The 26,176-nt window shown below is 70.9% G+C and carries 29 protein-coding genes; 13 read left to right on the top strand and 16 right to left on the bottom strand.

Features of this window, described 5'->3' with window-relative positions:
* Nucleotides 1-15: 15 nt before the first annotated feature.
* The 11 genes from AB0M36_RS33265 to AB0M36_RS33215 form a co-directional block, all read right to left on the bottom strand.
* Nucleotides 16-1,605, bottom strand: a complete 1,590-nt coding sequence (locus AB0M36_RS33265; RefSeq protein WP_364165874.1) for a sugar ABC transporter ATP-binding protein — start codon at nucleotides 1,603-1,605, stop codon at nucleotides 16-18.
* The gene (locus tag AB0M36_RS33260; protein WP_364165871.1) at nucleotides 1,602-2,780 is read right to left on the bottom strand and encodes an ROK family protein; all 1,179 of its coding nucleotides are present in this window, start codon (nucleotides 2,778-2,780) and stop codon (nucleotides 1,602-1,604) included. Before AB0M36_RS33260 ends, AB0M36_RS33265 begins: the two co-directional genes overlap by 4 nt.
* A 193-nt stretch (nucleotides 2,781-2,973) precedes the next feature.
* Nucleotides 2,974-4,170, bottom strand: a complete 1,197-nt coding sequence (locus tag AB0M36_RS33255; protein WP_364165868.1) for a YihY/virulence factor BrkB family protein — start codon at nucleotides 4,168-4,170, stop codon at nucleotides 2,974-2,976.
* A gap of 149 nt (nucleotides 4,171-4,319) precedes the next feature.
* The gene (locus AB0M36_RS33250; RefSeq protein WP_364165865.1) at nucleotides 4,320-5,933 is read right to left on the bottom strand and encodes a diguanylate cyclase; all 1,614 of its coding nucleotides are present in this window, start codon (nucleotides 5,931-5,933) and stop codon (nucleotides 4,320-4,322) included.
* Nucleotides 5,934-6,220: 287 nt separating this feature from the next.
* Nucleotides 6,221-7,030, bottom strand: a complete 810-nt coding sequence (locus AB0M36_RS33245) for an ABC transporter permease (protein ID WP_364165862.1) — start codon at nucleotides 7,028-7,030, stop codon at nucleotides 6,221-6,223.
* A gap of 40 nt (nucleotides 7,031-7,070) precedes the next feature.
* On the bottom strand, nucleotides 7,071-7,823 hold the full coding sequence (locus AB0M36_RS33240; protein ID WP_364165859.1) for an ABC transporter permease: 753 nt from the start codon (nucleotides 7,821-7,823) through the stop codon (nucleotides 7,071-7,073).
* A 1-nt stretch (nucleotide 7,824) separates the two neighbouring features.
* Nucleotides 7,825-8,745, bottom strand: a complete 921-nt coding sequence (locus AB0M36_RS33235) for an ABC transporter ATP-binding protein (RefSeq protein WP_364165856.1) — start codon at nucleotides 8,743-8,745, stop codon at nucleotides 7,825-7,827.
* A 32-nt stretch (nucleotides 8,746-8,777) separates the two neighbouring features.
* The gene (locus AB0M36_RS33230) at nucleotides 8,778-9,308 is read right to left on the bottom strand and encodes a hypothetical protein (protein ID WP_364165854.1); all 531 of its coding nucleotides are present in this window, start codon (nucleotides 9,306-9,308) and stop codon (nucleotides 8,778-8,780) included.
* A complete protein-coding gene (gene dnaG, locus AB0M36_RS33225; protein WP_364165851.1) occupies nucleotides 9,305-11,149 on the bottom strand; it encodes a DNA primase in 1,845 nt (614 codons plus the stop codon). The genes AB0M36_RS33230 and dnaG overlap by 4 nt, the downstream gene beginning before the upstream one ends.
* 19 nt (nucleotides 11,150-11,168) lie before the next feature.
* A complete protein-coding gene (locus AB0M36_RS33220) occupies nucleotides 11,169-12,386 on the bottom strand; it encodes a deoxyguanosinetriphosphate triphosphohydrolase (RefSeq protein WP_364165936.1) in 1,218 nt (405 codons plus the stop codon).
* A 2-nt stretch (nucleotides 12,387-12,388) separates the two neighbouring features.
* Nucleotides 12,389-12,745 (bottom strand): VOC family protein, encoded by a 357-nt coding sequence (locus AB0M36_RS33215; protein ID WP_364165848.1) that lies wholly within the window; start codon nucleotides 12,743-12,745, stop codon nucleotides 12,389-12,391.
* Nucleotides 12,746-12,881: 136 nt separating this feature from the next.
* On the opposite strand from AB0M36_RS33215, the gene AB0M36_RS33210 reads away from it, so the two are divergent.
* The 5 genes from AB0M36_RS33210 (at nucleotide 12,882) to AB0M36_RS33190 (ending at nucleotide 15,934) form a co-directional block, all read left to right on the top strand.
* Nucleotides 12,882-13,382, top strand: coding sequence for a DUF4388 domain-containing protein (locus AB0M36_RS33210; protein WP_364165845.1), 501 nt, complete (start codon nucleotides 12,882-12,884; stop codon nucleotides 13,380-13,382).
* Nucleotides 13,383-13,560: 178 nt separating this feature from the next.
* Complete coding sequence (locus AB0M36_RS33205; RefSeq protein WP_364165843.1) at nucleotides 13,561-13,941, top strand: hypothetical protein; 381 nt, start codon at nucleotides 13,561-13,563, stop codon at nucleotides 13,939-13,941.
* A gap of 33 nt (nucleotides 13,942-13,974) precedes the next feature.
* The gene (locus AB0M36_RS33200) at nucleotides 13,975-14,985 is read left to right on the top strand and encodes a helix-turn-helix domain-containing protein (RefSeq protein WP_364165840.1); all 1,011 of its coding nucleotides are present in this window, start codon (nucleotides 13,975-13,977) and stop codon (nucleotides 14,983-14,985) included.
* Nucleotides 14,986-15,036: 51 nt separating this feature from the next.
* The gene (locus AB0M36_RS33195) at nucleotides 15,037-15,510 is read left to right on the top strand and encodes a roadblock/LC7 domain-containing protein (RefSeq protein WP_364165837.1); all 474 of its coding nucleotides are present in this window, start codon (nucleotides 15,037-15,039) and stop codon (nucleotides 15,508-15,510) included.
* Nucleotides 15,511-15,562: 52 nt separating this feature from the next.
* Nucleotides 15,563-15,934: a hypothetical protein gene (locus AB0M36_RS33190; RefSeq protein WP_364165834.1), complete on the top strand. Its 372-nt coding sequence runs from the start codon at nucleotides 15,563-15,565 to the stop codon at nucleotides 15,932-15,934.
* A 63-nt stretch (nucleotides 15,935-15,997) separates the two neighbouring features.
* Here AB0M36_RS33190 and dusB read toward each other — a convergent pair whose 3' ends face one another.
* The gene (gene dusB / locus AB0M36_RS33185; protein ID WP_364165933.1) at nucleotides 15,998-17,152 is read right to left on the bottom strand and encodes a tRNA dihydrouridine synthase DusB; all 1,155 of its coding nucleotides are present in this window, start codon (nucleotides 17,150-17,152) and stop codon (nucleotides 15,998-16,000) included.
* A gap of 128 nt (nucleotides 17,153-17,280) precedes the next feature.
* On the opposite strand from dusB, the gene AB0M36_RS33180 reads away from it, so the two are divergent.
* Nucleotides 17,281-18,900 carry a hypothetical protein gene (locus tag AB0M36_RS33180; protein WP_364165832.1) on the top strand — a complete coding sequence of 540 codons (1,620 nt, stop codon included), beginning with the start codon at nucleotides 17,281-17,283 and terminating at the stop codon, nucleotides 18,898-18,900.
* 45 nt (nucleotides 18,901-18,945) lie between these two features.
* Here the strand turns inward: AB0M36_RS33180 and AB0M36_RS33175 are convergent, their stop codons facing one another.
* From AB0M36_RS33175 to AB0M36_RS33165, 3 genes are read right to left on the bottom strand one after another with little or no spacing between them, the layout of a single operon-like run.
* On the bottom strand, nucleotides 18,946-20,325 hold the full coding sequence (locus AB0M36_RS33175) for a glycine--tRNA ligase (RefSeq protein WP_364165829.1): 1,380 nt from the start codon (nucleotides 20,323-20,325) through the stop codon (nucleotides 18,946-18,948).
* Between the two features lie 57 nt (nucleotides 20,326-20,382).
* Nucleotides 20,383-20,967, bottom strand: coding sequence for a hypothetical protein (locus tag AB0M36_RS33170; RefSeq protein WP_364165827.1), 585 nt, complete (start codon nucleotides 20,965-20,967; stop codon nucleotides 20,383-20,385).
* Between the two features lie 17 nt (nucleotides 20,968-20,984).
* Complete coding sequence (locus AB0M36_RS33165; RefSeq protein WP_364165824.1) at nucleotides 20,985-21,326, bottom strand: antibiotic biosynthesis monooxygenase; 342 nt, start codon at nucleotides 21,324-21,326, stop codon at nucleotides 20,985-20,987.
* Between the two features lie 33 nt (nucleotides 21,327-21,359).
* On the opposite strand from AB0M36_RS33165, the gene AB0M36_RS33160 reads away from it, so the two are divergent.
* Genes AB0M36_RS33160 through AB0M36_RS33130 form a run of 7 tightly spaced genes read left to right on the top strand, consistent with a single transcriptional unit; the run spans nucleotide 21,360 to nucleotide 25,609 of the window.
* Nucleotides 21,360-21,620, top strand: coding sequence for a DUF6703 family protein (locus tag AB0M36_RS33160; protein ID WP_364165821.1), 261 nt, complete (start codon nucleotides 21,360-21,362; stop codon nucleotides 21,618-21,620).
* Nucleotides 21,621-21,668: 48 nt separating this feature from the next.
* Nucleotides 21,669-22,592, top strand: coding sequence for a metal ABC transporter substrate-binding protein (locus AB0M36_RS33155; protein WP_364165818.1), 924 nt, complete (start codon nucleotides 21,669-21,671; stop codon nucleotides 22,590-22,592).
* Nucleotides 22,589-23,368, top strand: coding sequence for a metal ABC transporter ATP-binding protein (locus AB0M36_RS33150; protein ID WP_364165815.1), 780 nt, complete (start codon nucleotides 22,589-22,591; stop codon nucleotides 23,366-23,368). The genes AB0M36_RS33155 and AB0M36_RS33150 overlap by 4 nt, the downstream gene beginning before the upstream one ends.
* Before the next feature lie 11 nt (nucleotides 23,369-23,379).
* A complete protein-coding gene (locus tag AB0M36_RS33145; RefSeq protein ID WP_364165931.1) occupies nucleotides 23,380-24,255 on the top strand; it encodes a metal ABC transporter permease in 876 nt (291 codons plus the stop codon).
* Nucleotides 24,256-24,266: 11 nt separating this feature from the next.
* On the top strand, nucleotides 24,267-24,569 hold the full coding sequence (locus AB0M36_RS33140) for a metalloregulator ArsR/SmtB family transcription factor (protein WP_364165813.1): 303 nt from the start codon (nucleotides 24,267-24,269) through the stop codon (nucleotides 24,567-24,569).
* Nucleotides 24,566-24,973 (top strand): Fur family transcriptional regulator, encoded by a 408-nt coding sequence (locus tag AB0M36_RS33135; protein WP_364165810.1) that lies wholly within the window; start codon nucleotides 24,566-24,568, stop codon nucleotides 24,971-24,973. The genes AB0M36_RS33140 and AB0M36_RS33135 overlap by 4 nt, the downstream gene beginning before the upstream one ends.
* A 30-nt stretch (nucleotides 24,974-25,003) precedes the next feature.
* Complete coding sequence (locus tag AB0M36_RS33130; RefSeq protein ID WP_364165929.1) at nucleotides 25,004-25,609, top strand: hypothetical protein; 606 nt, start codon at nucleotides 25,004-25,006, stop codon at nucleotides 25,607-25,609.
* On the opposite strand, the gene AB0M36_RS33125 is transcribed toward AB0M36_RS33130, so the two are convergent.
* Entirely contained in the window at nucleotides 25,587-26,132 is a 546-nt protein-coding gene (locus tag AB0M36_RS33125; protein WP_364165807.1) for a DUF6328 family protein, read from the bottom strand. The two genes, AB0M36_RS33130 and AB0M36_RS33125, sit on opposite strands and share 23 nt — an antisense overlap.
* Nucleotides 26,133-26,176 lie beyond the last annotated feature (44 nt).

Raw genomic sequence — 26,176 nt, 5'->3', positions numbered from 1 at the left:
GTTCGGTGCAATCGGTCACGCCGCCTCTCCCTCCATGAGGGACCCCGCCATGACGAGGTCCAGGACCGTGACTTCGTCGATCTCCGTGGCGGGCGCCTCGTGGATGAGGTGCCCCTCGCGCATGACCAGGACCCGGTCGGCGAGGCCGAGAACCTCGGGCACCTCGCTGGAGACCAGCAGCACGCCCACGCCGTTGGCCGCCAGGTCGTAGATCACCTGGTAGAGCTCCGCCCGGGCCCCGACGTCGACGCCGCGGGTCGGCTCGTCGAGCAGCAGCAGCCTCGTGCCGCCGAGCAGCCACCGTCCCACGACGACCTTCTGCTGGTTGCCGCCGGAGAGGGTGCGCACCGCGCGCTCGACGTCCCAGGGACGCAGCTCCAGCAGGTCGGCTGTCTGCTTGGCGGCGGCACGCTCCTTGCCGGTGTCGGTGAAGCCACCGCGGGCGTACCCGGCGAAGGACGAGAGTGTCATGTTGCGATAGATCGGCTCGTCGAGCAGCAGCGCCTGGCTCTTGCGTTCCTCGGGCGCCATGCCCATGCCGTGCTTGACGGCGGCGCCGATCGAGCCGATCCGTCTGCCGTGGAGGGTGACCGTGCCGCTGTCCGCGCGGCGCGCCCCGAATATCGTCTCCAACAGCTCCGAGCGGCCCGATCCGACCAGGCCGGCGATGCCGACGATCTCCCCCGCCCGGACGGTGAGCGACGCGTCCGCGAACTCGCCCTCGCGGGTCAACCCCTCGACCTCGAGCAGCGGCGCCAGGTCGGTCTTCGGCGTGCGCTGCGGGAAGACGTACTCGATCGTGCGGCCGGTCATGCGGCTGACCAGCTCGCGGGTCGGGGTGTCGCGGGCCGGCAGGTTGGCGGCGGTGGTCCGGCCGTCCTTGAGGACGGTGACCCGGTCGCCGATGTCGCGGATCTCCTCCAGCCGGTGCGAGATGTAGATGACGGCGATGCCGTGCGAGGTCAGCTCCCGGATGATCCGGAACAGGTTCTCCACCTCGTCGTGGGCGAGCACGGCGCTGGGCTCGTCCATGACGATTAGCCGGGCGTCGTGCGACAGGGCCCGCGCCATGCTGACGATCTGCTTGCCGGCCGCGGGCAGCGAGCGCACCAGGCGGCGGGGCGGGATGTGGGCGTGGCCGAGCCGGGACAGGATTTCCCGCGTACGGGCGGCGGTCGAGCGGCGCCGCAGGAAGCCGCCACGGCTCTGTTCGTGGCCCAGGAACGCGTTCTCGGCCACCGACAGGTCGTCGACGAGGTCGAGCTCCTGGTAGATCGTGGCGATGCCGGCCCGCATGGCGGCCTGGGGGGTGGCCGGGGCGAACGGCTCGCCCTGCCAGGTGATGGTTCCCTCGTCGGCGTGGTGCACGCCGGCGAGAATCTTGATGAGGGTGGACTTGCCGGCGCCGTTCTGGCCCAGCAGGCAGTGCACCTCGCCCGCGCGGACCTCCAGCTCGACGCCGTCGAGGGCGCGGACGCCGGGGAAGGTTTTGACGACGCCCTGGAGCTTGAGCACGACCTCGCCGGCTTCCTGCCGGGCGGTTGGCTCTGGCGCCGCGTGTCGGCCGGGAGTGGTGGGGGGCGTCGGGTCTTCGGTGGCGGTCATGACGCCTGCTCGAAAGCGGTGTCGCTGGCCAGCACCGCGGCGCCGGTGACGCCCGCGCGGGCGCCCAGCTCGCTGAGCACCACGGGCAGGTTGCCGGTCGCCAGCGGGAGCGAGCGCCGGTAGACCACGCTGCGGATCTCGGCGAGGAGGATGTGACCCAGCTGCGCGAGTCCGCCCCCGATGACGATCATCGACGGGTTCGCGAAGCTGACCAGTGTGGCGAGGGTCGCGCCGAGCCGGCGCCCACCGTCGCGGATGAGTCGGATGCAGGTGACGTCGCCCTCGGCGGCGCCCTCGGCGACGTCGCGCGCGCCGATCGTGCCCTGGACGGCGAAACGCTCGGCCAGCGCCGGCGACTCCCCGCTGCGGGCGGCGGCCATCGCGTCGCGGGACAACGCCGCGCCGCTGAACAGCGCCTCGAGGCAGCCCGCGTTGCCGCAGGAGCACACGGGACCGTGCGCGTCGACCTGGATGTGGCCTATGTCGCCGGCGCAGCCGTCCACGCCCCGGTAGACACCGCCACCGAGGTGGATGCCGCAGCCGATGCCCGTACCGATCTTGACGAAGAGGAAGTCGTCGACGGAATGCGCGACGCCGCCGTGCCGTTCGCCGATGGCCATGATGTTGACGTCGTTGTCCACGACGGCCGGGCAGCCGTGCTCGCGGGTCAACACCTCCCGCACCGGATAGCGGTCCCAGCCCGGCATGATCGGCGGCGACACCGGCACGCCGTCCCGGAAACTCACCGGCCCCGGCACACCGATGCCCACCCCGTCGAGCCGCTCGAAGGCGCCGTCGGTACGCGCCTTGGCCAACAGCTCGTTGACCCGGTGCAGAATCACCTTGGGGCCGCTGCGGATGTCGGCGCTCTCCTGATAGGAGGCGACGGGCTCGAGTCGGCCGTTGGTCACCTCGATGTCGATGGAGCTGGCACCGAGGTCGACGGCCGCGAACCGCAGCCGGGGATGCAGCTCGACCAGAGTGGAACGGCGGCCACCCCGGGAGGCGGCCATCCCCGCCTCGGCGATGTAGCCGGCGGAGACCAGGCGTTCGACCTCCGCGAGCAGGCGTGGCCGGGTCAGATCGAGCCGGTCACCGAGTTCGGCGCGGGAGACTGGTCCCTCGTCCCGCAGCAGGCGAAGCAGGCGCAGATGGGGGGCGTCGACGACATGCACGGGCAACCTCCGGACCGCTCACACCGCCACACGGACGGTGTCACGTCCGTCACACTAGGGCCCTTCCGGCGCGCACGTCCATACCTTCTCATTGATCACCACGAACTTTTGTCGCCAGATTCAAAAGTGGGCGGGAAACGCGACGGCCGCACACCCGGGCGGGTGCGCGGCCGTTGCTTGTCGGCGTGGTGGGTCAGGACGTACTCAGGCCCTTTTCGCTGCCCTTCTTGAGCTTGCGGTCGTCACGCAGCTGCAGGAACGGTTCGTCGTCCGGCGAGTGCCCGGCCGCGATGGCCCGGCCCCGCTCCAGTTCGGCGTCCAGCTCGGCCCCGAGCATGATGGCGATGTTGGAGATCCAGAGCCACACCAGGAAGGCGATGACACCGCCCAGCGTGCCGTACGTCTTGTTGTAGCTGGCGAAGTTGGCCAGGTAGACCGCGAACGCGGCGGAGGCGGCCACCCACACCAGCACGGCGAAGATGCCGCCGGGGCTGACCCAGCGGAAGCCGCCGGTCTTGGCGTTCGGCGAGGCCCAGTACAGGATCGCGAACATCAGGCTGACGATGACGACGAGTACGGGCCACTTGGCGATGTTCCACGTCGTGACGGCGGCCTCGCCGAGTCCGATCTTGTCGCCGACCACGCGGGCCAGATCACCGGTGAAGACGACGATGAAGGCGGACATGATGAGCATCAGGCCGATGACCGCGGTGACCCCGAGGCGGATCGGGACCGTCTTCCAGACCGGTCGGCCCTCGGGTACGTCGTAGATGGAGTTCGACGCCCGCATGAAGGCACCGATGTAGCCGGAGGCGGACCAGAACGCGGCCGCGATACCGATGATCGCGGCGAGACCCGCCGTGCCCGGGTCCTGCACCTGGGTGAGCACCTGGCCGACCAGGGCCTGGATCTGCTGACTGGGCGCGACCTGCTGCACGGTCTCCTGCACCGTCTTCTGGCCGTCGCTGCTGAGCATGCCGAGGATCGACACGAGCACCAGCGCGCCCGGGAAGATGGACAGCACGCCGTAGTAGGTCAGCGCCGCCGCCCAGTCGGTGACGTTGTCCTGGGAGAACTGCTTGAAGGTCCGCTTGAGGGCACCGAGAATGCCCTTGCCCTTGAGCTGCACGGGACTGTCCGGCCCGGCGTCCGGGCTGGGCGCCGACAGGTCCTGGTCGCGGTCGTCGCCGGTCCTCGACGTCGCGGCGGCGTCGAGATCGAGGTCCTTGCCGCTCCGGGCGTCGGCGGCGTCCCGCGCCCCGGCGGCGTGCGCGTCCGCCGCGCTCTGGTCGTGGCCGGCGGCGCTCTGCCCACTCTGATCGTGAACGGCAGCGTTCTTGTCGTGGCCGGCATCGTGCGATGCGTCGTCGGCCTTGCGGAGAAGTCTCATCGCCGGGGTACCTCCAGGGCGCTACACGTCGTCTGCGCGCCGCGTTCCGCTCCCGCTCGGCTTACGCCGGCCGGGCGATTCGCGACCTGACCTGGAGATGCCCGGCATCCAGCTGGTTTAACCTTCTTCTCTCCAGCAGACACCACCTCTCAGCGAAGGCCGTCGCGGAAGCGGCGGCGTTCGGCGACCGTGATCTGCGCGTCCAGGCAGAGCCGGTTGCGCCCACCGTGCTTCGCCTCGTAGAGGGCCTCGTCCGCGCGGGCCAGCACGCCGCTCTGGGTGTCCCCGGCCATCGCCGCGGTGACGCCGATGCTCACCGTGACTGGCAACTCGCCGGTGACGGGACGCCACGGATGGCCGGCTACGGCCTGGCGCAGGTCCTCCAGGCGCAGCGCCGCGCTCGCGACGTCGACGCCCGTGACGACGAGCAGGAATTCCTCGCCGCCGATCCGGGCGGCGAACCCGGACGAGCCGGCGTCGGCGCGGCCCAGCATCGCCGCCACGATCGCCAGGACCTCGTTGCCGGTCTCGTGCGAGAGCGTGTCGTTGACCCGCTTGAAGTGGTCGAGGTCGAGCAGAGCCACCGTCACCGGCGAGCCGTCGTCCGTGGCCTTCTCCAGCAGGGCGGGCAGGTGCTCGTCGATGAAGCGGCGATTGTGCAGTCCCGTCAGCGGATCGCGCCGGGCCTGGTCGCGGAACCACTCCGCCTGGCGGCGCGCCTCGTCGACCTCCGAAAGCGCCTGGCGATTACGGGCCTGGGCTTCGCGCCGCGCCCACTGCAGCCGCTTCTCCGCCGTATGAAAACGGTGCATGGTGGCGTACGCGCGGGCGAAGTCGCCGGCCGCCGCCTTGATCTCGGCCTGTTCGAAGAGGGCCTGGACCTCGGTGGGTCGCAGCGCGTGCCGGCTGCACAGCGCGCGGACGCGGTCGATGGTCTGCTGCGCGTCGTCGAGTTCGCCGCGCAGCCGCTGCACGAAGGCGAGCGTGAGCAGCAGGTCGGCCTCGGTGCCCGCCTCCTCGGCGTTCTCGTCCCGGTAGGTGCGCAGCGCCTCCCGCGCCGCCCGGTCGGCCGCGGCGAGGTCGCCGAGCAGCGCCTCGACCCGGGCGACGGTGTCCAGCGCGGAGAAGCCCAGCGGCCGGCCGTGCTCCGCACCGGCGGCACGCAGGCGTTCCAGGACGTGGCGGGCCCTTGGCAGATCGCCGCGGTTGTACTCGGCGTACGCGTAGTTGTTGAGGGCCATCAACTGCCGGCCGGCGTTGCCGTGATCCGTCGCCGTCAGGATCGCCTGCTCGTAGCGGTCGCGGGCGGACGACATCGAGCCGGTCTCGGCGTACGCGTCGGCGAGCTTGACCAGGCAGGCGATCCGGCCGGAGGCGGGCGTGGTGTCGTCGAGCGCGTCGACGCACTGGATCATGTGTTCGAGGTTCGCCGCGACGTCGCCCATCGCGTGGTAGAGGCGGGCCAGCACCCGGTGCGCCCGGGCTCGTACGCGCCGGCAGCCGCTCACCTGTGCCCACTGGAGCACCTCGACGAGCATTTTCGCCGCGGACGCGAGTTCGCCCCGCCGCTCGAGCAGGTCGGCCTGGAGCAGGCGCGCCCGCCAGCGCAGCTCGGTCTCCCCCGCTGCCCGCCCGATCACCCTGGCGGCCGTCTCGGCCTCGGCGATGTCGAAGTCGGCGAGATCCTCGTACTCGTCCACGATCTGCGCCATCCGGGCCGCGTCCAGCGGCACCTGGGTGCCCGAGCGCATCATCATGGTCATGGCGACTCCCGGCTTCCGTCAGGCCGCGGTCGGGTCCACGGCGGGGGTGCAGCCCGCCGCGTACGGTCCCGCGACATCCGCCACACGGGTCTCACGCACCACAGTGGGCCCGCGGCCATCAGCCCGTCGCGCAAGCGGTGGATCCGCGACGGCGGGAGGGCTTGCTCCCGATCTTCCGATCGGCCCGCGCGGGGCAAACCTGCGAAGAACCCGGGAACACATCGCCGAGCGACCTTCCGCCTGCGGAAGGCGAGGACAGCGAGAAGCGCGGGGACAGCGAGAAGAAGTTACTTACAGAGCAGCTTCTCCATGCGGCGGCCGGCGACAGCCAGGCCGATGCCGACCACGACCATCAGATAGGCCACGTCGACGACCTGGAGCCAGCCCGCTCCCCCGGTCGTGATCGCGCGGATCAGGTCGACCGAGCGGTACAGGGGCGTGATCTCGACCAGCCAGCGCAGGATCGAGGGATAGGCCTCGGCCGGCACGAAGGTCCCCGAGAAGAGGAAAAGCGCGAACTGGCCGGAGGCGACCAGGTCGAAGTCCTGCCAGCTGCGCATGAACGTGGACAGCGCCATGCCCGCGGCACCGAAGGCGAAGCCGACCAGAATCGCGCCGGCGAAGGCGGCCAGGGCCCGGGCCGGAGTCGTGAGGTCCATGACCACCATGACCACCAGGAACGCGGCCGCGTAGATGTTGCCGCGGAGCATCGCCCAGGCGAGTTCGCCCATGGCGATCTCGATGGGGCGGACGGGGGTGGCCAGCATCCCGTCGTACAGCTTCATGAACTTCATCTTCCCGAAGAAGTTGAAGGTCGTCTCCGACAAGGCCCCGGTCATGGCCGAGGAGGCCAGCATCGCCGGGGCCACGAACGCGGCATATCCGATGACCCGCCCGTCGCTCAGCGTGAGGTCGCCGACGAGGGTGCCGACGCCGACCCCGATCGAGAACAGGTAGAGGATCGGCTCGAGAAACCCCGAGACCATGACCATCCAGTACGCGCTGCGCAACGTCGCCACGTTGCGCTCGACGACGGACGCCGACCGACGGCCGGCACCCTCGAAGGAGACGAGTCGCGGCAGAACCAAGGTGACCACGGCAGCTCCTCAGCGGGCCCGGAACGTTCGACGGCACATCTCAGACCACCAGCCGGCGGCGGAACTGGCGCAGGGCCAACAACCAGCCCACAGTGGCCCACACCGCCAGATAGAGCAGGTGGCCGGTGACGGACCAGGCCGGCGCGGCGCCCAGCGTCGCCGCCCGGCTGAGGTCGACGCCGTGCCACAGCGGCAGGGCGTAGGCGATCCAGCGAAGCGGGTCCGGCAGCGACTCGACCGGGAAGAAGACCCCGGAGAACAGCGACATCGGAATCACGCCGAGCCGGAACAGGATGGCCAGGTAGCTGTCGCTGCGGATCGCCGCCGCGTAGGCGAACGTCGGCGTCGACACCGACAGACCGACGAGCGCGGCGATCGGCAGCGTTGCCAGCGCCCACCAGGAATGCATGGTGCCGAACGCCGCGGCGATCAGCAGGAAGGCCCCGCAACTCGTCAGCGTGCGGAAAACGATGAAGAGCAGGTGGCCGTCGAGAATGTCCGCGACCCGCAGCGGCGCGGCCGCCTGACCGAAGTAGTTTCGCTGCCACTCGAAGCCGCCCAACACCGGCCAGGTGGAGTCACCGATCGCGATCTGCATGGCGGTGGAGGCGATGAGGCCGGGAACCATCCAGTCGAGGTAGGGCACCCCCTCGACGCCGCCGGTCACATAGGCCCCGACCCCCACACCGAAACCGAGCATGGTCAGCAGGGGCAGCACGAACGACGAGAGCACGCTCGAGCGCCAGATCCGGCGGTAGCTGACGAGGTAATACTCCAGGACGTACCAGGTCATGTCAGTCCACCAGCGTCCGGCCGGTCAGGTGCAGGAAGACGTCCTCCAGGCTGCTGCGGCGCACCAGGACGCTGGCCGGGCTGAGGGCGCGGCGTTGGACCTCGGCGACCGCGTCGTCGCCGTCGGCGACGTAGAGCAGGATGCGGTCGGGGAGGATCTCGAGGCGCTCGCCGACGCCCGCGAGCTTGTCGGCGAAGGCTTCCTGGGACTCCACGTTGAAGCGCAGCTCGACCACCTCGCGGGTCGAGTGCTGCTCGATGAGGGTGCGGGGTGAGCCTTCCGCGACGATGCGGCCGCCGTCCATCACGACGAGCCGGTCGCACAGCTGCTCGGCCTCGTCCATGTAGTGGGTGGTGAGCACCAGGGTCACGCCTTGCTGCTTGAGGCGGAAGAGGCGCTCCCAGACCAGGTGGCGGGCCTGCGGGTCGAGGCCGGTGGTCGGCTCGTCGAGCAGCACGATGTCGGGCTCGTTGACCAGGGCGCGGGCGATGGTGAGCCGGCGCTTCATGCCGCCGGACAGCGGCTCCACCTTGCTGTCGGCGCGTTCGGACAGCTGCACGAAGTCGAGGAGCTCGTCGGCGCGGCGGCGGGCGACCTTGCGGGGAATGCCGAAGAAGCGGGCGTAGGTGGTGAGGTTCTCCCGGACGGTGAGCTCGAGGTCGAGGTTGTCGAGCTGGGGGCAGACGCCGAGGCGGGCTCGGATGGCCGGCCCGTCGCGCAGCGGGTCCTTGTCGAGGATGCGCAGGACGCCGCCGGACGGCGGGGAGACGCAGCCGATCATCCGCATGGTGGAGCTCTTGCCCGCGCCGTTGGGGCCGAGGAAGCCGAATGCCTCACCGCTCGCCACGTCGACGTCGATGCCGTCGACGGCGGTGAAGTCGCCGAAGCGTTTGACCAGCCCGCGGGCGTGAATGAGGCTCACCCGTGGGACCTTAGTGAAGGGGTCCGACAAAATCAGGCCGGCGGCGCGGTCGCCTCCTGCGCCGATTCCACCAGCTGATCGGTGGCCTCGATGATCGGGTCCGCGTCCACCGCCGTCTTCGCGTCGTAGCGGACCGACCAGGTCAGGCCGTCGGTGCCCGGGACCCGCCGGCCCACGACCCGGACCCCGCCATGCGGCGGCAGCGGGTGGTGCGATGTGTACGCGACCGAGCGCGTCACCCGGGTGCGCACCTGGTCGGGCAGCTCCCCCGGCTCCAGCAGCAGGAAGCCGGCGACCGGGGCGTCCACGAGCACGGTGTAGCCGTTGCGTTCCTGGGCCACCTCGGCGGGCGTGATCCGCAGCTCGCGGCCCGACCAGGCCGCCTTGTGGATCTCGTGCCAGCCCAGCCGGCGGCCGTCCGGCAGCCACAGGCCCCGGTTCGTGGCCACCAGGACCGCATCGCCGGACTCGCCGACGTGCGCCCAGGCCAGGACCCGCTCGTCGGGTTCCAGCGTCGGTCGAAGCGCGGCCGGAAGTTTCGGGACGCGGCGGAAGAGTTTCACAATGCACCTGCTGCCTGGTCGCGGAGTGCGCGAGCGTGCTGTTCGAGTGAGAAGAGCTCCCCGGCCAGGGCCAGGTACTCGTCCTTGTGCGCCACCGGGTTGAGGCGCTGCACCTTCGACTTCAAGTCCTTGATCCGGGTCGTCACCGAGCCGACCTGCAGGCGGGCCAGGGTGATCTGCACGTAGCGCAGGTCGGCCTCGCCGTCGACGAGCAGCGGTTCGACCGCCAGCTCGCCGATCAGCGCCTTGGCGCCCAGGTCCTGACAGGCGTCGCGGACCGCCTCGATCCACACCGCGCCGCCGGTGGCCGACGCGGTGCCGCCGGCCGCCGCGACGGCCGCGCGGACCTCGCGCAGGACCGGGTCGCCGTAGGCGTCGCCCTCGATCGCGTCGAACATCGGACCGGCCAGCACCGGCAGTTGCAGGGCCAGCTTCAGCGTCTCCCGCTCGACCTGGCGCTGAGGGCTGTCGGCGGCACGGCGCTGGGCGGCCACCGGAGCCTCGGGCGACTGGGCGGCGGCCACCGCCCGCAGCACCGGATCCAGGTCCATGCCGAGGTCGCCGGCGAGCTTGCGGGCGTACTCGGGACGCTTCTCCCGGTCCTTGATCTTGGCGACCAGCGGCGCGGCCCGGCGCATGGCCTCGACCCGGCCCTCGACGGTGTCCAGGTCGAAGCGGGCCAGGGTGTGGCGCAGGGCGAAGTCGACGAGCGGCTCGCGCCCGGCGATCATGTCGCGGACGGCGAGATCGCCCTTGGCCAGGCGCAGCTCGCAGGGGTCCATGTTGTCGGGGCTGACCGCGATGAAGGTACGCCCGACGAACCGCTGATCCTCCTCGAACGCCCGCAGCGCCGCCTTTTGCCCGGCCGCGTCCCCGTCGAAGGTGTAGATGATCTCGCCGGTGAAGCTGTCGCTGTCCATCAGCAACCGGCGCAGCACGCCGATGTGGTCGACGCCGAAGGCCGTGCCGCAGGTCGCCACCGCGGTCGGCTCCCCCGCCTCGTGGCAGGCCATGACGTCGGTGTAGCCCTCGACGATGACCGCGCGGCCGCGCTTGGCGATCTCGCGCTTGGCGTTGTCGATGCCGTACAGGACGTGGGATTTCTTGTAGAGCGGGCTTTCGGGGGTGTTGAGATACTTCGGGCCGTCGTCGTCGTCGAAGAGTTTGCGCGCGCCGAAGCCGATGACCTCGCCGCTCAGGTCACGGATGGGCCAGAGCAGGCGGCGGCGGAAGCGGTCGATGAGCGAGCCGGAGCGGGCCGGCTTGGCCAGGCCGCCGGTGGTCAGCTCCTCCGCGGTGAAGCCCTTCTGGCGCAGATGCTTGGTGAGCAGGTCCCAGCCCTCGGGGGCGTAGCCGCACCCGTACTTCTCGGCGGCGTCCCGGCCGAAGCCACGCTCGGCGAGGAACTCCCGGGCCTTGCGCGCGCCGGCCCGGCCGAGTTGGTCGGCGTAGAACTCGGCGGCGGCCGCGTGGGCGGCGATCAGGCGTTGCCGCTGGCCGGGTTGCTGCCGGGGGGTGCCGGGCCGCTCGTCCGAGGTGTCGTAGCGCAGCTGGATGCCGGCCTGGCCGGCGAGGCGCTCGAGCGATTCGACGAACGTGAGGTGCTCGGCGTCCATGAGGAACTTGATGGCGTCACCGCCCGCACCGCACCCGTGGCAGAAATACACATTCCGGGCGGGCGAGACGGTGAAGGAGGGGGTCTTCTCGTCGTGGAACGGGCACAGGCCCTTGAGGTTGCCGCCGCCCGCCGAGCGCAGCGTCACGGTCTCGCTGATCACGTCCGCGATCGACGTGCGGTCGCGGACCAGCGCGATGTCCTCGTCCTTGACCCTGCCCGCCACGGCTACATACTGCCTCGCCCTACCGGCGGCCCGCCAAGAGGGTCCGGTGCCAGGCGACCGCCGCCGGGTCGGTCAGCGAGGCGACCTGGTCGACCACCACACGCAGGCGCGCGGCGTCGTCCTCGGCGGCCTTCCACTGGTTCGCGAACATCGGGTCGAGGTGGTCGGGGGCGCGGTCGCAGAGGAGCTCGACCAGCGAGGTGAGGATGGCGCGCTGCTGCTCGTACCAGTCCTCCGCGGCGCGGGCGCGCATCACGTAGCGCAGCGCCATGCCCTTGAGGAGGGCGCACTGGTTACGCGCCGTACGCGGCACGATCAGGTCGGCGTCGTAGCGACGGACCTGGCCGTACCCGTGCCTGCTGTTCGTGGCCCCGACGGCCGAGGAGACGAACCGGCCGGTCAGGACGCTGGTCATTCGCTTGAGGGCGACCTGCGACGGGTACGTGCCGTCGTAATCGGCGGTGGCCCGCACCACCGGGTCGGAGAGCAGCAGGTCGAGGGCCTCGCCGAGCGCCGCCGGGGTCTCGTCGGAGTAGACGGCGGCGACGTCGGCGCACAACTCGGCCCGCTCGTCCGCGTCGTCGAGCAGCGGTCGCAGCGACAGATATCCGCCGTGCACCCCGTCCTCGACGTCGTGCACGGAGTAGGCGACGTCGTCGGCCCAGTCCATGACCTGCGCCTCCAGGCAGCGACGCTCGCCGTCGGGTGCGGTCGACCGGATCCAGGTGAACACCGGCAGGTCGTCGGCGTACACCCCGAACTTGCGGCTGCCGGGACGCCGGGGCCAGGGATATTTGCAGCTCGCGTCGAGCGAGGCGCGGGTGAGGTTGAGGCCGGCGCCCTCGACCTTGGCCTCGAGGCGGGTGAGCACCCGCAGCGTCTGCGCGTTGCCCTCGAAGCCGCCGCATGACCGCGCGACCGCGTCCAGAGCGGCTTCGCCGTTGTGCCCGAACGGCGGGTGGCCGATGTCGTGCGCCAGCCCGGCCACGTCGACGACGTCCGGATCGCAGCCGAGCCGCGCACCCATCTCGCGGGAGATCTGGGCGACTTCCAGGGAATGCGTCAGCCGCGTACGCAGGAAATCGTCGGATCCGGCCGTATGCACCTGCGTCTTGGCCGCCAGCCGCCGAAAACCCGCGGAGTGCAGCACCCGGGCGCGGTCGCGTTCGAACTGGGTGCGGCCGTAGCCGCTGTCCTTGGCGGGCTCCACCACCCACCTCTCGGCGTCTCCCGTCATGATCACCCGGACTGCTTCGAGGCGAGCACGCAGAACTCGTTGCCCTCCGGGTCGGCCAGCACCACCCAGCTCACGTCGCCCTGGCCGATGTCGACCGGGCGGGCGCCCATGTCGACGAGGCGTTCCACCTCGGCCTCCTGGTCGTCCGGGCGCAGGTCGAGGTGGAGGCGGTTCTTCACCGTCTTGGCGTCCGGGCACGACCCGAAGAGCAGGCCGGGCAGGGTTTCCGGGGTGCGCCGGATCTCCACCTCGTCGGCCGACTCGTTCACGATCCGGTAGCCGAGCGCCTCGGCCCACCAGCGCGCGAGCCGCGCCGGATCCTCGGCGTCGACGACGATCTGTTCCCAGGTGTTGGCCATTGGACACCCTTCATGACACGCCATCGAAAGTGACGATCATTTCACGCGCGGAGGTCGGCCGCACCAGGAACGCGGTCGCACTCGTCGTGCGACATCCTCCGGCCAGGCGGCCGACACTGGCCGAAAGGAGGAGCACATGGTGATTTCGCTGAGCCACCGCCTCACCGCGCTGGCCGAGGCCGGGCGCACCGGCGCCCTGCACATCGGCGGTACGCCGGGCGGCGTCGTCTATCTCGTCGCCGGACGCATCACCCACGCCGAGTCGCCGGCCTGCCCCGGAATCGGCGACCGGTTGATCGGTTCCGGCCGGCTCTCGGCGGCGCAGTGGCGGGCCGCGTACGAGGCGGGCCACGACGCGGGAAACGTCGGCCGGGTGCTGTTGCGCGACGGTCACCTCGGCCACCACGAACTGGCCTGCCGGGTCGTGGCGACCATCACCGCCGTCACTCACGCGCTGCTTCAGGCCGACGGCGCGCCGCTGGTGTTCGTACCCGGCGAGCGGCACTGGTTCGGCACGATCACCCAGGCCGATCTCGGCAACCTCGGGCCGGAGACGGCACGGCGGCTGCTGGCCCGGCCCATGCCACGCGGCGCCCGGTCGGTGCGATGCCGGCGGCGCTCGCCAGTCCCCGGATGAGCATCGACGACCGTGACGCACACCGGGTGCGACTCGCGATCTTAGCGTGGCCGCAGGATGGCCCATTGTGACGGCGGGCGGCACGGTTTCCCACCGGAACGATGAGTCCAGGAATGCCCGACACCGCCGGCAGCGGGGACCGGCCGCCGGCGGGAGCATCACTCGGCTGAGGAGAGATGTGCCCGGGGTCGAGAACTGTCTACAGGAGGCCATGGCGATCCCCGGCGCGATCGGCGCCAGCATCGTCGACTACACCACCGGCTTCCCGGTCGCCACGACCGGAGCCGCACCCAACGAGGACCACGAGGCCGCGGCGGCCGGCACGGCCGACGTCGTTCAGGCCGCACAGAGCCGGGCGCTGTTCGTCTCGGCCGTACCGCACGACCTGCTCGAGGACCTCATCATCACGACCGCCGGGGGCTACCACCTGCTGCGGCTGGTCCAGACCGACTTCGACAGCCGGCTCGTGCTCTATGTGTGGCTCGACCGGATCCACGGCAACCTCGCCATGGCCCGGCGTCGCATGCAGACACTGGCCGACGAGTTGATCGGGACATAGGCGATGACAGTCCTACGCACTGAGGAGTCAACGGTGAAGCCCCCGAAGTCCGCGGCGCCCGGCCGCCTGCTCACGCAGGTCGCGGGCGAGCGGCGGACCGGTGCCCTGATCGTCGGCGGCACGCCCGGTGGCACGGTCCACCTCGACGAGGGTCTGGTGACGTACGCCGAGTCGGCCGCCGCGCCGGGCGTCGGTGAACTGCTCACCGCGTCCGGGCGACTGGCGGCGCGGACCTGGCAGGCGGCCCTGGACGCCGGCTCACCACGGGCTTCGGTCGGCCGGCTGCTGCTCGACCAGGGCCACATCACCCAGGGGGAACTGGAACTGTGCGTGCTGGGCGCGACGTACGACGCCGCGTACTTCGCGCTTTCCCCCACCTCGGCGCCGGTGGACTTCCTGGACGGCGCCAAGCATTGGTTGGGCGATCTGGTCCGCGTCGACCCGGCCGCGCTCACTCGGGAGTCGCGCCGCCGAGGCCGGCTCCTGGACGAGATATTCCCGTACCCCCAGATCGACACCTCGGTGGTCATCCCGGTGACCCGGCCGCCCCGCGAACGGATCACCCTGACCGCGCCGCAGTGGGAGCTGCTGGTCCACGCGGACGGCCAGCGCACCCCGGCCGACCTGGCCCAACTGCTCGGCCGCGCCGGCTACGCCACGATCCAGGAACTGCGCCGGCTGGCCGCGGCGGGCCTGATCGAGCTGCCGGTGCCGCGCGATCCCGCCGGCAAGCCCGCTTTCGTACGCCTGCCGCGCGCCCGGGGAACAGCGGTGGACGTGCAGCGGCCGGAACTGCCCGGTCCGGCCGTACCCGCCGTCACCGCGGCCCGCCCGGGTCTCGCCTCGGGCGACCCGCCCCCGGCCGCGCGAGAGCCCGACCCGGCGACGGCGAACGGCACCGCCTACCGATCGCCGCGACTGGCCCGGCGCAAGCCCGGCGCCAAGCTGCCGAAGGAGCTCGCCGCCGAACCGGTGCCCATCCATCCCGGCACGGACGAGGTCCTCCTCAAACGCATCCGCACCGCGTTGAAAGCCCTGCGATGACGCGCGCCCCTCCGCCACCCGGCGGCCGACACCAGAAAGGAGAAACCGCGGATGACGGTGGACCCGGCGGTACTGACGGAACTCGGCAACCTCCGCAGCCGTCTGCCCGAACTGTTGGGGAGTGTCCTCGCCACCGCCGACGGCATGGTGGTCGCCCACGACGCACACGGCATCGAACCCGACAGCCTCGCCGCCCTGGCCGCCGCTCATCTCGCCCTCGCCCGGCGCTTCGCGCACGCCGTGAACCACGGTGACCTGCGCGAGTCGGTGGTGGAGTGCGACGGCGGATACATCACCTCGTACACCGCGGGACCGAACGCCCTGCTGACCCTCGTCACCTCCGGAGGCGCGAACCTGGCCCTGGTCCACCTCGAGGCTCGCCGAGCCGTCCGCCGGCTCATGAAACTGCTGGTCCTCGAGTCCGCGGCCCCCCGGCCGGAGATCCCAACGCAGGCCGGGCCCGCGACGCCGCTCGCCCGGCGGACACCGATGGCGACGCTGCAGAACACGATCCGAGGCCGCTGAGGTCTTGACCGCAACACCCCTACCCACCATTGCGAACACGGAGGACCACCAAATGCCTGACATGGACACCGCACTCAAAGAGGTCATGAACATCGACGGCGCCGTCGGCGTCGCACTGGTCGACCACACGAGCGGCATGGCGCTCGGCACGGCCGGTGGCGGCAAGGACCTCGATCTGACGGTCGCCGCGGCCGGCAACACGGACGTGGTCCGGGCCAAGCTCCGGGCGATGGAGATGCTCAACCTCACCGAGAAGATCGAGGACATCCTCATCACCCTCGACACCCAGTACCACATGATCCGGCCGCTGACGAGCCGCTCGGGCAAGGGCCTGTTCCTGTACGTCGCCCTGCGCCGCGACCGCTCCAACCTGGCGATGGCCCGCCACCAACTCAGGCGCATCGAGAACGACCTCGACGTCTGAGCAACGTGTACGGCACAGCGGGGAGGGCACCTGGCGTCCTCCCCGCTGTCGTATCCCGGGGAACTAGCCCCCGCTGTTGTCCATCTCCGCGCCCTCGGGCACGGTGTCGTCGTCGCGGCTGTCGAGCCATCCGTACGGCAGGGACACCTTGCCCGGCGCGTTGATCCGCCCCCGGGGCTGACCCAGTGACTCGCGCGGGAACGGCGCGTCGGCGTCGAGCTTGCCGAGGAGGTCGTCGAGCTGGGCCAGCGACGCCACCATCGACAGGGAGCGGCGCAGGTCGCCGCCGACCGGGAAGCCCTTGAGATACCAGGCGATGTGCTTGCGGAAGTCGGCGCAGCCGTGCCTCTCGTCCTCCAGCGCCTCCACCAGCAGGTGGGCGTGCCGGGACATGATGGCGGCGACCTCGCCGAGGCTCGGCAGTTCCTGGGACCGCACGCCGTCGTAGGCCGCGTGGAGATCCTTGAAGAGCCACGGCCGGCCGAGACAGCCACGGCCGACCACGACGCCGTCGACGCCGGTGTGCGCGACCATCCGCATCGCGTCGGCGGCCTCCCAGATGTCGCCGTTGCCGAGCACCGGCACGTCGAGGGCCTGCTTGAGGGTGGCGATCGCGTCCCAGTCGGCCGTACCCGAATAGCGCTGTTCCGCGGTGCGGGCGTGCAGGGCGACCGCGGCGACGCCGGCCTCCTGGGCGATCAGCCCGGCCTCGACGTACGTCAGGTGGTCGTCGTCGATGCCCTTGCGCATCTTGACCGTGACGGGAATGCCGGCCGGCGCGGCGGCCTGGACCGCCTGACGGACGATCCGGCCGAAGAGTTTGCGCCGCCAGGGCAGGGCGCTGCCGCCGCCGCGGCGGGTGACCTTGGGCACCGGGCAGCCGAAGTTGAGGTCGATGTGGTCGGCGAGGTCTTCCTCGGCGATCATGCGGGCGGCCGCCGCGGTCACGTCCGGGTCGACGCCGTAGAGCTGAAGGCTGCGGAAGCCCTCGTCGGGCGCGAACCGGATCATCTTGAGCGTCTTGGGGATCCGCTCCACCAGCGCCCGGGTGGTGATCATCTCGCAGACGTAGACGCCGCCGCCCTGTTCCCGGCAGAGCCTCCTAAAGGCGACATTGGTGATGCCGGCCATCGGGGCCAGCACGACGGGCGGCCATACCTGGTGCTTTCCCAACGTCAGGGGCGTGGCGGAGGTCGCGAGAGTCACGCCGTCGAGCATGGCACAGCGCTTTCCGGGCACGGAAATCGCCGAGGTGACCAAACGCACAGACGACATCGATAGGAACTCACCCTCGGGCGCCGATTGCTGACGGAGCTCCCCCGTCGCCGAGCCAGGACCAGGACTTCATGATCATTCGCGCCCCGCGTATCACCGCGTCACTGCTGTCCACCGCGATGCTCGTCACCGGCGCACTGGCCGCGGCTAGCCTCGCCTCGACCCCGGCGTACGCCGCCGGCGTGGCCACCGCCACCCCACTGAGGTTCGCCCTGCCCACCACCGACGAGACGACCGACGTCCTGGCCGTCGGCTCCGACGTCTGGGTGGCCGCGGGCAACAGCGTGCTCATCGCAACCCCGACGGGCACGGTCAAGACTTCGGTGAACGGGCTGTTCGGGGCGAAGGCGCTCACTCTGAGCCCCGACGGGCAGAGCGTCTACGTCTCCGCGTCCACCGGGTCGAAGATCTTCCAGGTCTCCACGTCCGGCGCCATCCTGGGGTCGTGGGCCTCACAGGGCTGTCCCGGCAAGTCGGCGATCGCCGGCGGGGCGCTGTATTACGTGTACGGCTGCGACGCGGCCACCCGCGGTGTTGCCCGTCTCGACCTGTCCACCCTCACCGACGCCAGCCTGCTCACCGACGACAACGCCCAGGCGCTGACGGCCGCCGGTTCCACGCTGGTCACGTACACCTCCGGCGGGCAGCTGACGTCCTATGCGATCGGCGCCGACGGCGCCCTCACCGAGCAGGCTGACGAATACACCAGCACCACCTACGACGCGGAGCTCTCACCCGACGGCACCCAGCTGCTCACCACCCGGTACGGCGGCGGCTACGGCCTGGCCCGGTACGACGCCGCGACCCTCGCGCCGTTTGGCACCTTCGACACCGGGCCGTACCCGAGCGCCGTCGCCTGGTCCCCGGACGGCACGAAGTTCGCCGGGATCGTGGACGCGATGTATGAAACGTCGCCGGTGCACGTCTTCTCCGCGCAGGACGGCACCGTGCTCACGCGGGCCACCAGCGCCGGCACCACGTCGTACGACAGCCAGGCGGACGAGGCGTCCTGGTCCGCGGACGGCCGCTACCTCTACTCGCTGGCGCAGGAGCACGCCGGCAACACGTACCTCGTGGTGACGCCCGCGGCCGGACAGGCCAAGGCCCCGCTCACCGTCAGCGTCACGCCGGCCTCCGCCTACGGCAGGAACCTCAAGGTCACCGTGCGTACGGCGAACCGCCCCGGCACCCGGGTGAACGTGACCGTCACCCAGAACGGTGCGGCCATCAAGACGAGCCTCACGACCAACAGCAGCGGCGTGGCGACCGTGGCACTCCCGGCGAAGGCCAGCGGCACCGTCACCGCGAGCACCCCGACCGACCTGTCGTATCTGGCCGCTTCGACCTCGGCGCGGTTCAGCACCCCGTCCGTGGTGACCGCCAAGCTGACCGGCCAGGCAAGCACCAAGAAGGGTGTGGCTCAGTACACGTCGTACTCGAAGGTCCGGCTGAACATCCAGATCCTGCCGAAGCACCTCGGGAAGGTGAGCATCTCCCTGCAGCGCCGCAGCGGCGGCACCTGGAAGACCGTCCAGAAGGGCACCGTCGCCACCGCGGCCAACGGCACGTTGCCGATCGTGATGACGGGGGCCGCCAAGAAGGTGACTTTCCGCTTCGTGGTCAAGGCCGCCGCCGACTCGGTCGCCGGAGCCTCCCCCACCGTGATTTCGCAGTCCCTCGTCGTCAACTGAAAAACGGCACGCCGCCCGTGAGCGGGCGGCGTGCCGTTCTTCAGATCAGCAACCAGGGAGACGCTTGATCAGGTAGTCCTCGATCTGGTCGAGGCCGACCCGCTCCTGCTTCATGGTGTCGCGGTCGCGGACCGTCACCGCGTCGTCGGTGAGGGTGTCGAAGTCGACCGTGACGCAGAACGGGGTGCCGATCTCGTCCTGGCGGCGGTAGCGCCGGCCGATGGCCTGGGAGTCGTCGAACTCCACCATCCAGCGCTTGCGCAGCAGAGCCGCCAGGCCGCGCGCCTTGGGCGACAGCTCCGGGTTACGCGACAGCGGCAGGACCGCCACCTTGATCGGGGCCAGGCGCGGGTCGAACCGCATCACCGTGCGCTTGTCGACGCCGCCCTTGGTGTTCGGCGCCTCGTCCTCGTCGTACGCCTCGAGCAGGAACGCCAGCACCGCGCGGGTCAGACCGGCCGCCGGCTCGATGACGTACGGCACCCAGCGTTCCTGCTTCTCCTGGTCGAAGTAGGACAGGTCGACGCCGGAGTGCTTCGAGTGGGTCGAGAGGTCGAAGTCGGTGCGGTTGGCGATGCCCTCGAGCTCGGCGAATTCCGTACCGCCGAACTTGAAGCGGTATTCGATGTCGACCGTGCGCTTGGAGTAGTGCGAGAGCTTCTCCTTGGGGTGCTCGAAGAAGCGCAGGTTGTTCTCGCTGAGGCCGAGGTCGCGGTACCAGTTCCAGCGCTGCTCGAGCCAGTACTCGTGCCACTTCTCGTCCTCGCCGGGCTCGACGAAGAACTCCATCTCCATCTGCTCGAATTCGCGCGTACGGAAGATGAAGTTGCCCGGGGTGATCTCGTTGCGGAACGACTTGCCGACCTGCGCGATGCCGAACGGCGGCTTCTTGCGCGCGGCGGTCGCCACGTTGTTGTAGTTGACGAAGATGCCCTGTGCGGTCTCGGGGCGCAGGTAGTGCAGGCCCTCGGCGCTCTCGGTCGGGCCGAGGTAGGTCTTCATCAGCCCGTTGAACATCTTCGGCTCGGTGAACGTGCCCTTGTTGCCGCAGTTGGGGCAGTTGAGCTCGCTCAGCGAGGCGGGCGCGGAGCCGTGCTTGGCCTCGTACGCCTCTTCGAGGTGGTCGGCGCGGAACCGCTTGTGGCACGACTGGCACTCGGTCAGCGGGTCGACGAACGCGTCGAGGTGACCGGAGGCGGCCCACACGTCGCGGGACAGGATGACGGCGGAGTCGAGGCCGACGATGTCGTCACGCTGCTGCACCATCGTGCGCCACCACTGCTGGCGGACGTTCTCCTTGAGGGCGACGCCGAGCGGACCGTAGTCCCAGGCCGAGCGGGTGCCTCCGTAGATCTCGCTGGAGGGGAAGACGAGGCCGCGGCGCTTGGCCAGGCTGACAACGGCGTCGATACGGTCGACGGGCATGTTCCTCCTACGCCGGCTGGTTGTCGGCGGGGACGTGTGACGGACAAAATGAGGAGATTACCCCTCGATACTGCACACCTCGAAACCACCTGTCCGGCGGTTCTGCGCCAGGTACGCCTTGAGCCGGTCGGTGGAGCCGTCGACGTAGGTGACGTCGACGGGCGCGGACAGCCGGAGGGTATCGAGGTCGCCCACGTCGTAGGTGGCGATCGGCTCCTGGTCGGAGACCTCGCTGGTGAACTCCGCCTCGGTGGTGTTGTCCTTCGTCTCCTGGCACAACATGTCGTAGGCGCTGCCGTAGCGCCGGTCGCGGAGCGCGTCGAGGTAGTCGCCGACCACGACGTCGGCCTGCTCGTTGAGCGCGCTGGTGGCGACCGTGACGAGTCCGATCCCGGCGGCGAGGCCACCGCCGAGGACCAGCACGAGCGCGCCGATGCCGAGGCCCACGCCGAGGCCGACGCGCCGGCCACGGCCCTCGACCGGCGGGGCCGGGAAGGGCGGGACGACCCCCGGACCCGGCGGCGGGTCGGGCACCGGAGCCGTGGGCGGTGCGGCCTCCGGAGCCGTGGGTGGGCCGGCTGGCGCCGGGCCGGGGAAGGCCGGAGCCGGGCCACCGAACGCGGGGTCTCCGAGGGCGGTCATGGGATCAAGCCTACGGCTCAGCGCCAGGGTTCGGCGGCGCGGTCGCTGGCGCTGGCGACGACGCCCGCGCCGGGTTCGGCCGCCGCCAGCGTCTCGAACGCCGACGGCTCGTCGAGCGACTCGGACAGCAGGGGCGTGGCGTGCACCTTCACGTCGAATCGGCCCAGCGCGCGGCGGTAGGCTCCCACGGACTCCCATTCGGTGACCAGGGTCCAGTAGGCGGGGTCGTCCAGGGCGCGGGTGAGCCGCCCGGAGGCGTACCCGGTGCTCGCGGCGAGGGCGGCGAGAGCGGCGTGCGCCCGTTCGACGAACGAGTCCTGCGTGTCGGATGGGACGACGAAGCGGTTGAGCACCAGCATGTCGTGAGCGTACGCATCGCAGGAGGAACCGACATGACGCAGTCCCCGCCCGAGAACCTGCTGCGCCGGCTGGCCGGCGTCAACCCGACGACCGCGCTGCTCGTCGCGCTGGCGGTGTTTCTCGCCGGCCTCTTCCTGCCCGGCATCATCGGCGCGGCGCTGCTGTTCACGCTGGGGGCGGGGTTGGCGGCCCTGACGTTCACGACGTGGCCGGTGCAGACGCCCGCGCTGCGCACCGTACGGGTGATTCTGCTGGGCCTGCTCCTCGTCACGGCGTTGGCCAAGGCGCTCTGACCCATGCGCTTTTGACAATCATTACCAATATCGCGCATGGTAGATGCTATGCCGTTCCACCGACTCCTCGCCGTGACCGCCGCCGCGCTACTCCTGGGCGCGGTCAGCGCCTGCGGGCAGAAGGCGAGCGGGTCCACCGGCGGCCGACTCGACGTGGTGACGGCGTTCTATCCCCTGAAGTTCCTGACCGAGCGCGTCGGCGGCGACGACGTGCGGGTCACCCAGCTCACCAAGCCCGGCGCCGAGCCGCACGAGGTCGAGCTCACCGTCCGTCAGGTCGCCGAGATCAGCGACGCCGGGCTCGTCGTCTATCTCAAGGGCTTCCAGCCGGCCGTCGACAAGGCCGTCGGGCAGCAGGCACGGCGGGTGTTCGACGCGGGCACCGCGGTCGAGTTGCTCCCCGCCGGCCACCACGAGCACGAGCCCGGCGAAGAGGAGCACGCCGACGAGGGCGGCACCGATCCGCATGTCTGGCTCGATCCGACGCGCTACGCGACCATCGCGGACGCGCTCGGCAAGCAGCTGGCCACGGCCGATCCGGAGCACGCCACGGCCTACACGGAACGCGCCCGCGCCCTGCACGCCGAGCTGGACGCGCTCCACGGCGAGTACGTCGCCAAGCTCAAGACGTGCGAACGCCGCGAGTTCGTGACCAGCCACACCGCGTTCCACTACCTCGCCGACCGCTACTCCCTGAAGGAGATCGGCATCACCGGCATCTCCCCCGAGGCGGAACCCTCGCCGCAACGCCTCGCGGAGGTCGCCGAGCAGGCGCGCGCCACGGGCGCCACCACCATCTTCTTCGAGACTCTGGTCAGCGACAAAGTCGCCAAGACCGTCGCGAGGGAGGTCGGCGTCGGCACCGCCGTCCTCGACCCGGTCGAGGGTGTGAGCCAGCCCGGCGCGGACTACTTTTCCGTCATGCGCGCCAACCTGACCGCCCTCGCCACGGCACTGGGGTGTTCGTCATGAGCGTCATCGACGTCCGCCACGCCGCGGTCGCGTACGCCGGCCGCACGGTCCTGCGCGACGTATCCCTCACCGTCACCGACGGCCAGTTCGTCGCGATCCTGGGCGCCAACGGCTCCGGCAAGTCGACGCTGATCCGGACGATCCTCGGCCTCGTGCCGCTGGCCGACGGCGAGATCGAGCTCTTCGGCACCCCCCGGCGCCGCTTCCGACAGTGGGCGCGCATCGGATATGTGCCGCAACGGATGGGTGCCGGCAGCGGCGTGCCCGCCACGGTCGGCGAGGTCGTGGCCTCCGGCCGGCTGGCCCGGCGCGGCATCTTCCGGCCCGCCCGCGCCGTCGACCGGGCCGCCGTCCGCGCGGCGCTGGAGGACGTCGGGCTCCTCGACCGGATCGCCGACCCGGTCGCCACCCTCTCCGGCGGCCAGCAGCAGCGCACCCTGATCGCCCGGGCCCTCGCCGGGCGCCCCGACCTGCTCGTCCTCGACGAGCCGACCGCCGGGGTCGACGTGGGCAGCCAGGAGGCCTTCGCCGACGCGTTGCGCCGCTTCGCCGAGCGCGGCGGCACGGTGCTGCTCGTCGCGCACGAGCTCGGCCCGCTGGAGCCGCTGATCGACAAGGCCGTGGTCGTGCACGACGGACGGATCGCGTACGAGGGACAGGTCCCCGAACCGGCCGGGCATCACGCGCGGCCCGGCCACGACCATGTCCACCCGCACGCGGCACCCGAACAGGCCGGGATCTGCGTGGCCCCCACGGATCGGATGTCGGCGAATTGATCGACCTACTCATGCACGACTTCGTGCTCATGGCATTCGCCGGCGCGCTGATCATCGGTCTCACCGCTCCCGCGCTCGGCATCTATCTGGTGCAGCGCCGGCTGTCGCTGATCGGCGACGGCATCGGCCACGTGGCGCTCACCGGCGTCGGCGTCGGCCTGCTGCTGGACCGCTCCCCCGTGATCACCGCGGTCGTGGTGTCGGTGCTCGGCGCGGTCGCGGTGGAGCTGGTTCGCGAGCGGGGGCGTACCTCCGGCGACCTGGCCCTGGCCCTGCTCTTCTACGGCGGGATCGCGGGCGGGGTGGTGCTGGTCGGCCTCTCCGAGAACGGCGGCAACGTCAGCCTGGTGCAGTACCTGTTCGGCTCGCTGACCACCACGAGCCGGCAGGAACTGATCGTGATCGCGATCCTGGGCGCCGCCGTGCTCGCCGCGACGCTGGGGCTGCGCCCGGCACTGTTCGCGGTCTGCAACGACGAGGAGTACGCACGGGTTTCGGGCCTGCCCGTCCGTACGCTCAATCTGGTGCTCGCGGTGACCACCGCCGTGACCGTCACGATCGCCATGCGCACCGTCGGCCTGCTGTTGGTCAGCGCCCTGATGGTGGTGCCCGTGGCCGCCGCGCAGCAGGTCACCCGCGGCTTCCGCGCCACGATGGCGACGGCCATGGCCATCGGCGTCCTCGCCGCCGCCGCCGGGGTCGTCGTGTCCGCCCGGGCCGACACGGCGTCGGGCGCGACCATCGTCATCCTCGCCATCGCCGCCTTCGTCCTGCTCACCGTCGGCGGCGGCATCTGGCGCATGGTGCGCCATCGGGTCTCGGCCGGCACGGCCACGGACCCCGCCGGAGCCGAGCCGCCGGACGTCGTGTTGCGGGCCGGCGTGTGAGCGCGCACGCCATGACGCAGCCCGCCGGGTACGAGGCCTACGAAGCGGCCGGTGAGCTGCTGCGGGCGCTGTCCGCGCCGATCCGCGTGGCGATCGTCGCGGAGCTGGGCGGCGGCGAGCGCTGCGTGCACGAGCTGGTCGAGAAGCTGGGCGCGCCACAACCCCTGGTTTCCCAGCATCTGCGGGTGTTGCGGGGCGCGGGGGTGGTCCGGGGTGCCCGCCGCGGACGCGAGATCGCATACTCACTCGTGGACGAACACGTCGCGCACATCGTCGCCGACGCCGTAAGCCACGCGAGGGAGGCACGAACATGACGGACGAAACAACCGTTGTCCGCAACACCCGGCAGCGCGCGGCGGTCCGTGAGCTCCTCGCCGACTGCGAGGGCTTCCACAGCGCCCAGGACCTGCACGCCCTCCTGCGGGATCGCGGCGAGCGGGTGGGTCTGACCACTGTGTATCGCACGTTGCAGGGCCTCGCCGACGCCGGCGAGATCGACGTGATGCGCCCGCCGGGCGGCGAGCACCTCTACCGGCGGTGCAGCGAGGGCCACCACCACCATCTCGTCTGCCGCTCCTGCGGGCGTACGGTCGAGGTCGAGGGACCGGCGGTGGAGACCTGGGCCGACAAGGTCGCCGGTCAGCACGGCTTCGTCGACGTCTCGCACACCATGGAGATCTTCGGTATGTGCCCGGACTGCGCGGCCAAGCGGATCTAGGCCGCCCGTGGCAGGCTGGCCGGCGTGAAGATGTACGCCGACCGGCTGCCCACCGCCGTACGCCAGTTGCTCACCGACCTCTTCGTCGTGCTCTGGATCTACTGCTGGATCCGGGCCGGCCTCTGGGTGCACGATCTGGTGGAGAAGCTCGGCGTGCCGGGGCGGAAGGTGCAGGAGGCGGGCACCGCCATCGCGGGCAACCTCGGTGACATCGGCGGCAAGGTGGGCCGGGTGCCACTGGTGGGCGACGAGCTGACGTCACCCTTCTCCCGCGCCGCCGACGCGGCCAACGGTCTCGCCGAGGCCGGACGGCAGCAACAGGAGATCGTCGCCGACCTGGCGCTGGCCGTGTCGCTGCTCATCGTCGCCGCGCCGCTGGCGCTGGTGCTCTTCGGCTGGCTGCCGCTGCGGCTGCGCTGGATGCGGCGCGCCGCGGTGGCGGCCCGGGTCCGCAATGACCCGGCCGGGCGGGACCTGCTGGCGCTGCGAGCACTCGCCAGCCGTCCGCTCAACGAGCTGACGCGGCTGGGCCCGGACATCGCCCAGTCCTGGCGCAACGGTGACGCCGCCGCGGTCGACGCGCTGGCCGCCCTGGAGCTGCGTGAGCTCGGGCTCAAGCCCGCGAAGGCACGTTAGGCTCCGCCGCGTCCTTCGCGAAGTCCTCGTCCTCCTCCTCCGCGTCATCGTCCAGCCAGTTGCGCTTGGCGAACGGGATGGCCGCCCAGAACGTCAGGAAGTAGGCGGCCGCGACCGCGGTGAGCACGATCGACACCCAGGTGTCCAGCAGGTAGTCCGTGATGAGCAGGATGCTGCTGACCATTGAGATCAGCATGAAGGCGAGTCCGCCGGTCGCCATGCGGTGTGCGTACCGGACGAGCTCCGGCTTGCGGCCCTGACGGAACAGCGCCCGGTGGAAGGCGACCGGCGAGATGATCATCGCGGTGGCGAACGCCGCCGTGATGAGCGCGACGACGTAGGTGTCCTTCTGGAAATCCGTCACCTTCGGGAAGCCGTTGCTGAACGGCAGCGTCAGCAGGAACGCGAAGAGGATCTGCACGCCGGTCTGCGCGACGCGCAACTCCTGCAACAGGTCCGCGAAGTTGCGGTCCCAACGCTCCTTCTCCGTCTCGTGCTTCATCCGCTGTTTCTCGCCGGCCATCCGTGCGCCACCTCCAGGTCATGTGGCGCACCGCATGCCCGCTG

It is taken from the genome of Actinoplanes sp. NPDC051346 (assembly GCF_040682215.1).
Lineage (GTDB): Bacteria > Actinomycetota > Actinomycetes > Mycobacteriales > Micromonosporaceae > Actinoplanes.
This window is presented reverse-complemented; position numbering and strand designations above follow the sequence as displayed.

Coding starts and splice junctions, on each gene's coding strand:
- AB0M36_RS33215 (WP_364165848.1), bottom strand. CDS start 12,745: ATGGCCAACACCTGGGAACAGATCGTCGTCGACGCCGAGGATCCGGCG.
- AB0M36_RS33150 (WP_364165815.1), top strand. CDS start 22,589: ATGAGCGTCATCGACGTCCGCCACGCCGCGGTCGCGTACGCCGGCCGC.
- AB0M36_RS33155 (WP_364165818.1), top strand. CDS start 21,669: ATGCCGTTCCACCGACTCCTCGCCGTGACCGCCGCCGCGCTACTCCTG.
- AB0M36_RS33190 (WP_364165834.1), top strand. CDS start 15,563: ATGCCTGACATGGACACCGCACTCAAAGAGGTCATGAACATCGACGGC.
- AB0M36_RS33145 (WP_364165931.1), top strand. CDS start 23,380: ATGCACGACTTCGTGCTCATGGCATTCGCCGGCGCGCTGATCATCGGT.
- AB0M36_RS33195 (WP_364165837.1), top strand. CDS start 15,037: ATGACGGTGGACCCGGCGGTACTGACGGAACTCGGCAACCTCCGCAGC.
- AB0M36_RS33165 (WP_364165824.1), bottom strand. CDS start 21,326: ATGCTGGTGCTCAACCGCTTCGTCGTCCCATCCGACACGCAGGACTCG.
- AB0M36_RS33135 (WP_364165810.1), top strand. CDS start 24,566: ATGACGGACGAAACAACCGTTGTCCGCAACACCCGGCAGCGCGCGGCG.
- AB0M36_RS33250 (WP_364165865.1), bottom strand. CDS start 5,933: ATGACCATGATGATGCGCTCGGGCACCCAGGTGCCGCTGGACGCGGCC.
- AB0M36_RS33160 (WP_364165821.1), top strand. CDS start 21,360: ATGACGCAGTCCCCGCCCGAGAACCTGCTGCGCCGGCTGGCCGGCGTC.
- AB0M36_RS33240 (WP_364165859.1), bottom strand. CDS start 7,823: ATGACCTGGTACGTCCTGGAGTATTACCTCGTCAGCTACCGCCGGATC.
- AB0M36_RS33170 (WP_364165827.1), bottom strand. CDS start 20,967: ATGACCGCCCTCGGAGACCCCGCGTTCGGTGGCCCGGCTCCGGCCTTC.
- AB0M36_RS33255 (WP_364165868.1), bottom strand. CDS start 4,170: ATGAGACTTCTCCGCAAGGCCGACGACGCATCGCACGATGCCGGCCAC.
- AB0M36_RS33210 (WP_364165845.1), top strand. CDS start 12,882: ATGGTGATTTCGCTGAGCCACCGCCTCACCGCGCTGGCCGAGGCCGGG.
- AB0M36_RS33265 (WP_364165874.1), bottom strand. CDS start 1,605: ATGACCGCCACCGAAGACCCGACGCCCCCCACCACTCCCGGCCGACAC.
- AB0M36_RS33175 (WP_364165829.1), bottom strand. CDS start 20,325: ATGCCCGTCGACCGTATCGACGCCGTTGTCAGCCTGGCCAAGCGCCGC.
- AB0M36_RS33130 (WP_364165929.1), top strand. CDS start 25,004: ATGTACGCCGACCGGCTGCCCACCGCCGTACGCCAGTTGCTCACCGAC.
- AB0M36_RS33220 (WP_364165936.1), bottom strand. CDS start 12,386: ATGACGGGAGACGCCGAGAGGTGGGTGGTGGAGCCCGCCAAGGACAGC.
- AB0M36_RS33140 (WP_364165813.1), top strand. CDS start 24,267: ATGACGCAGCCCGCCGGGTACGAGGCCTACGAAGCGGCCGGTGAGCTG.
- AB0M36_RS33125 (WP_364165807.1), bottom strand. CDS start 26,132: ATGGCCGGCGAGAAACAGCGGATGAAGCACGAGACGGAGAAGGAGCGT.
- AB0M36_RS33180 (WP_364165832.1), top strand. CDS start 17,281: ATGATCATTCGCGCCCCGCGTATCACCGCGTCACTGCTGTCCACCGCG.
- dusB (WP_364165933.1), bottom strand. CDS start 17,152: ATGCTCGACGGCGTGACTCTCGCGACCTCCGCCACGCCCCTGACGTTG.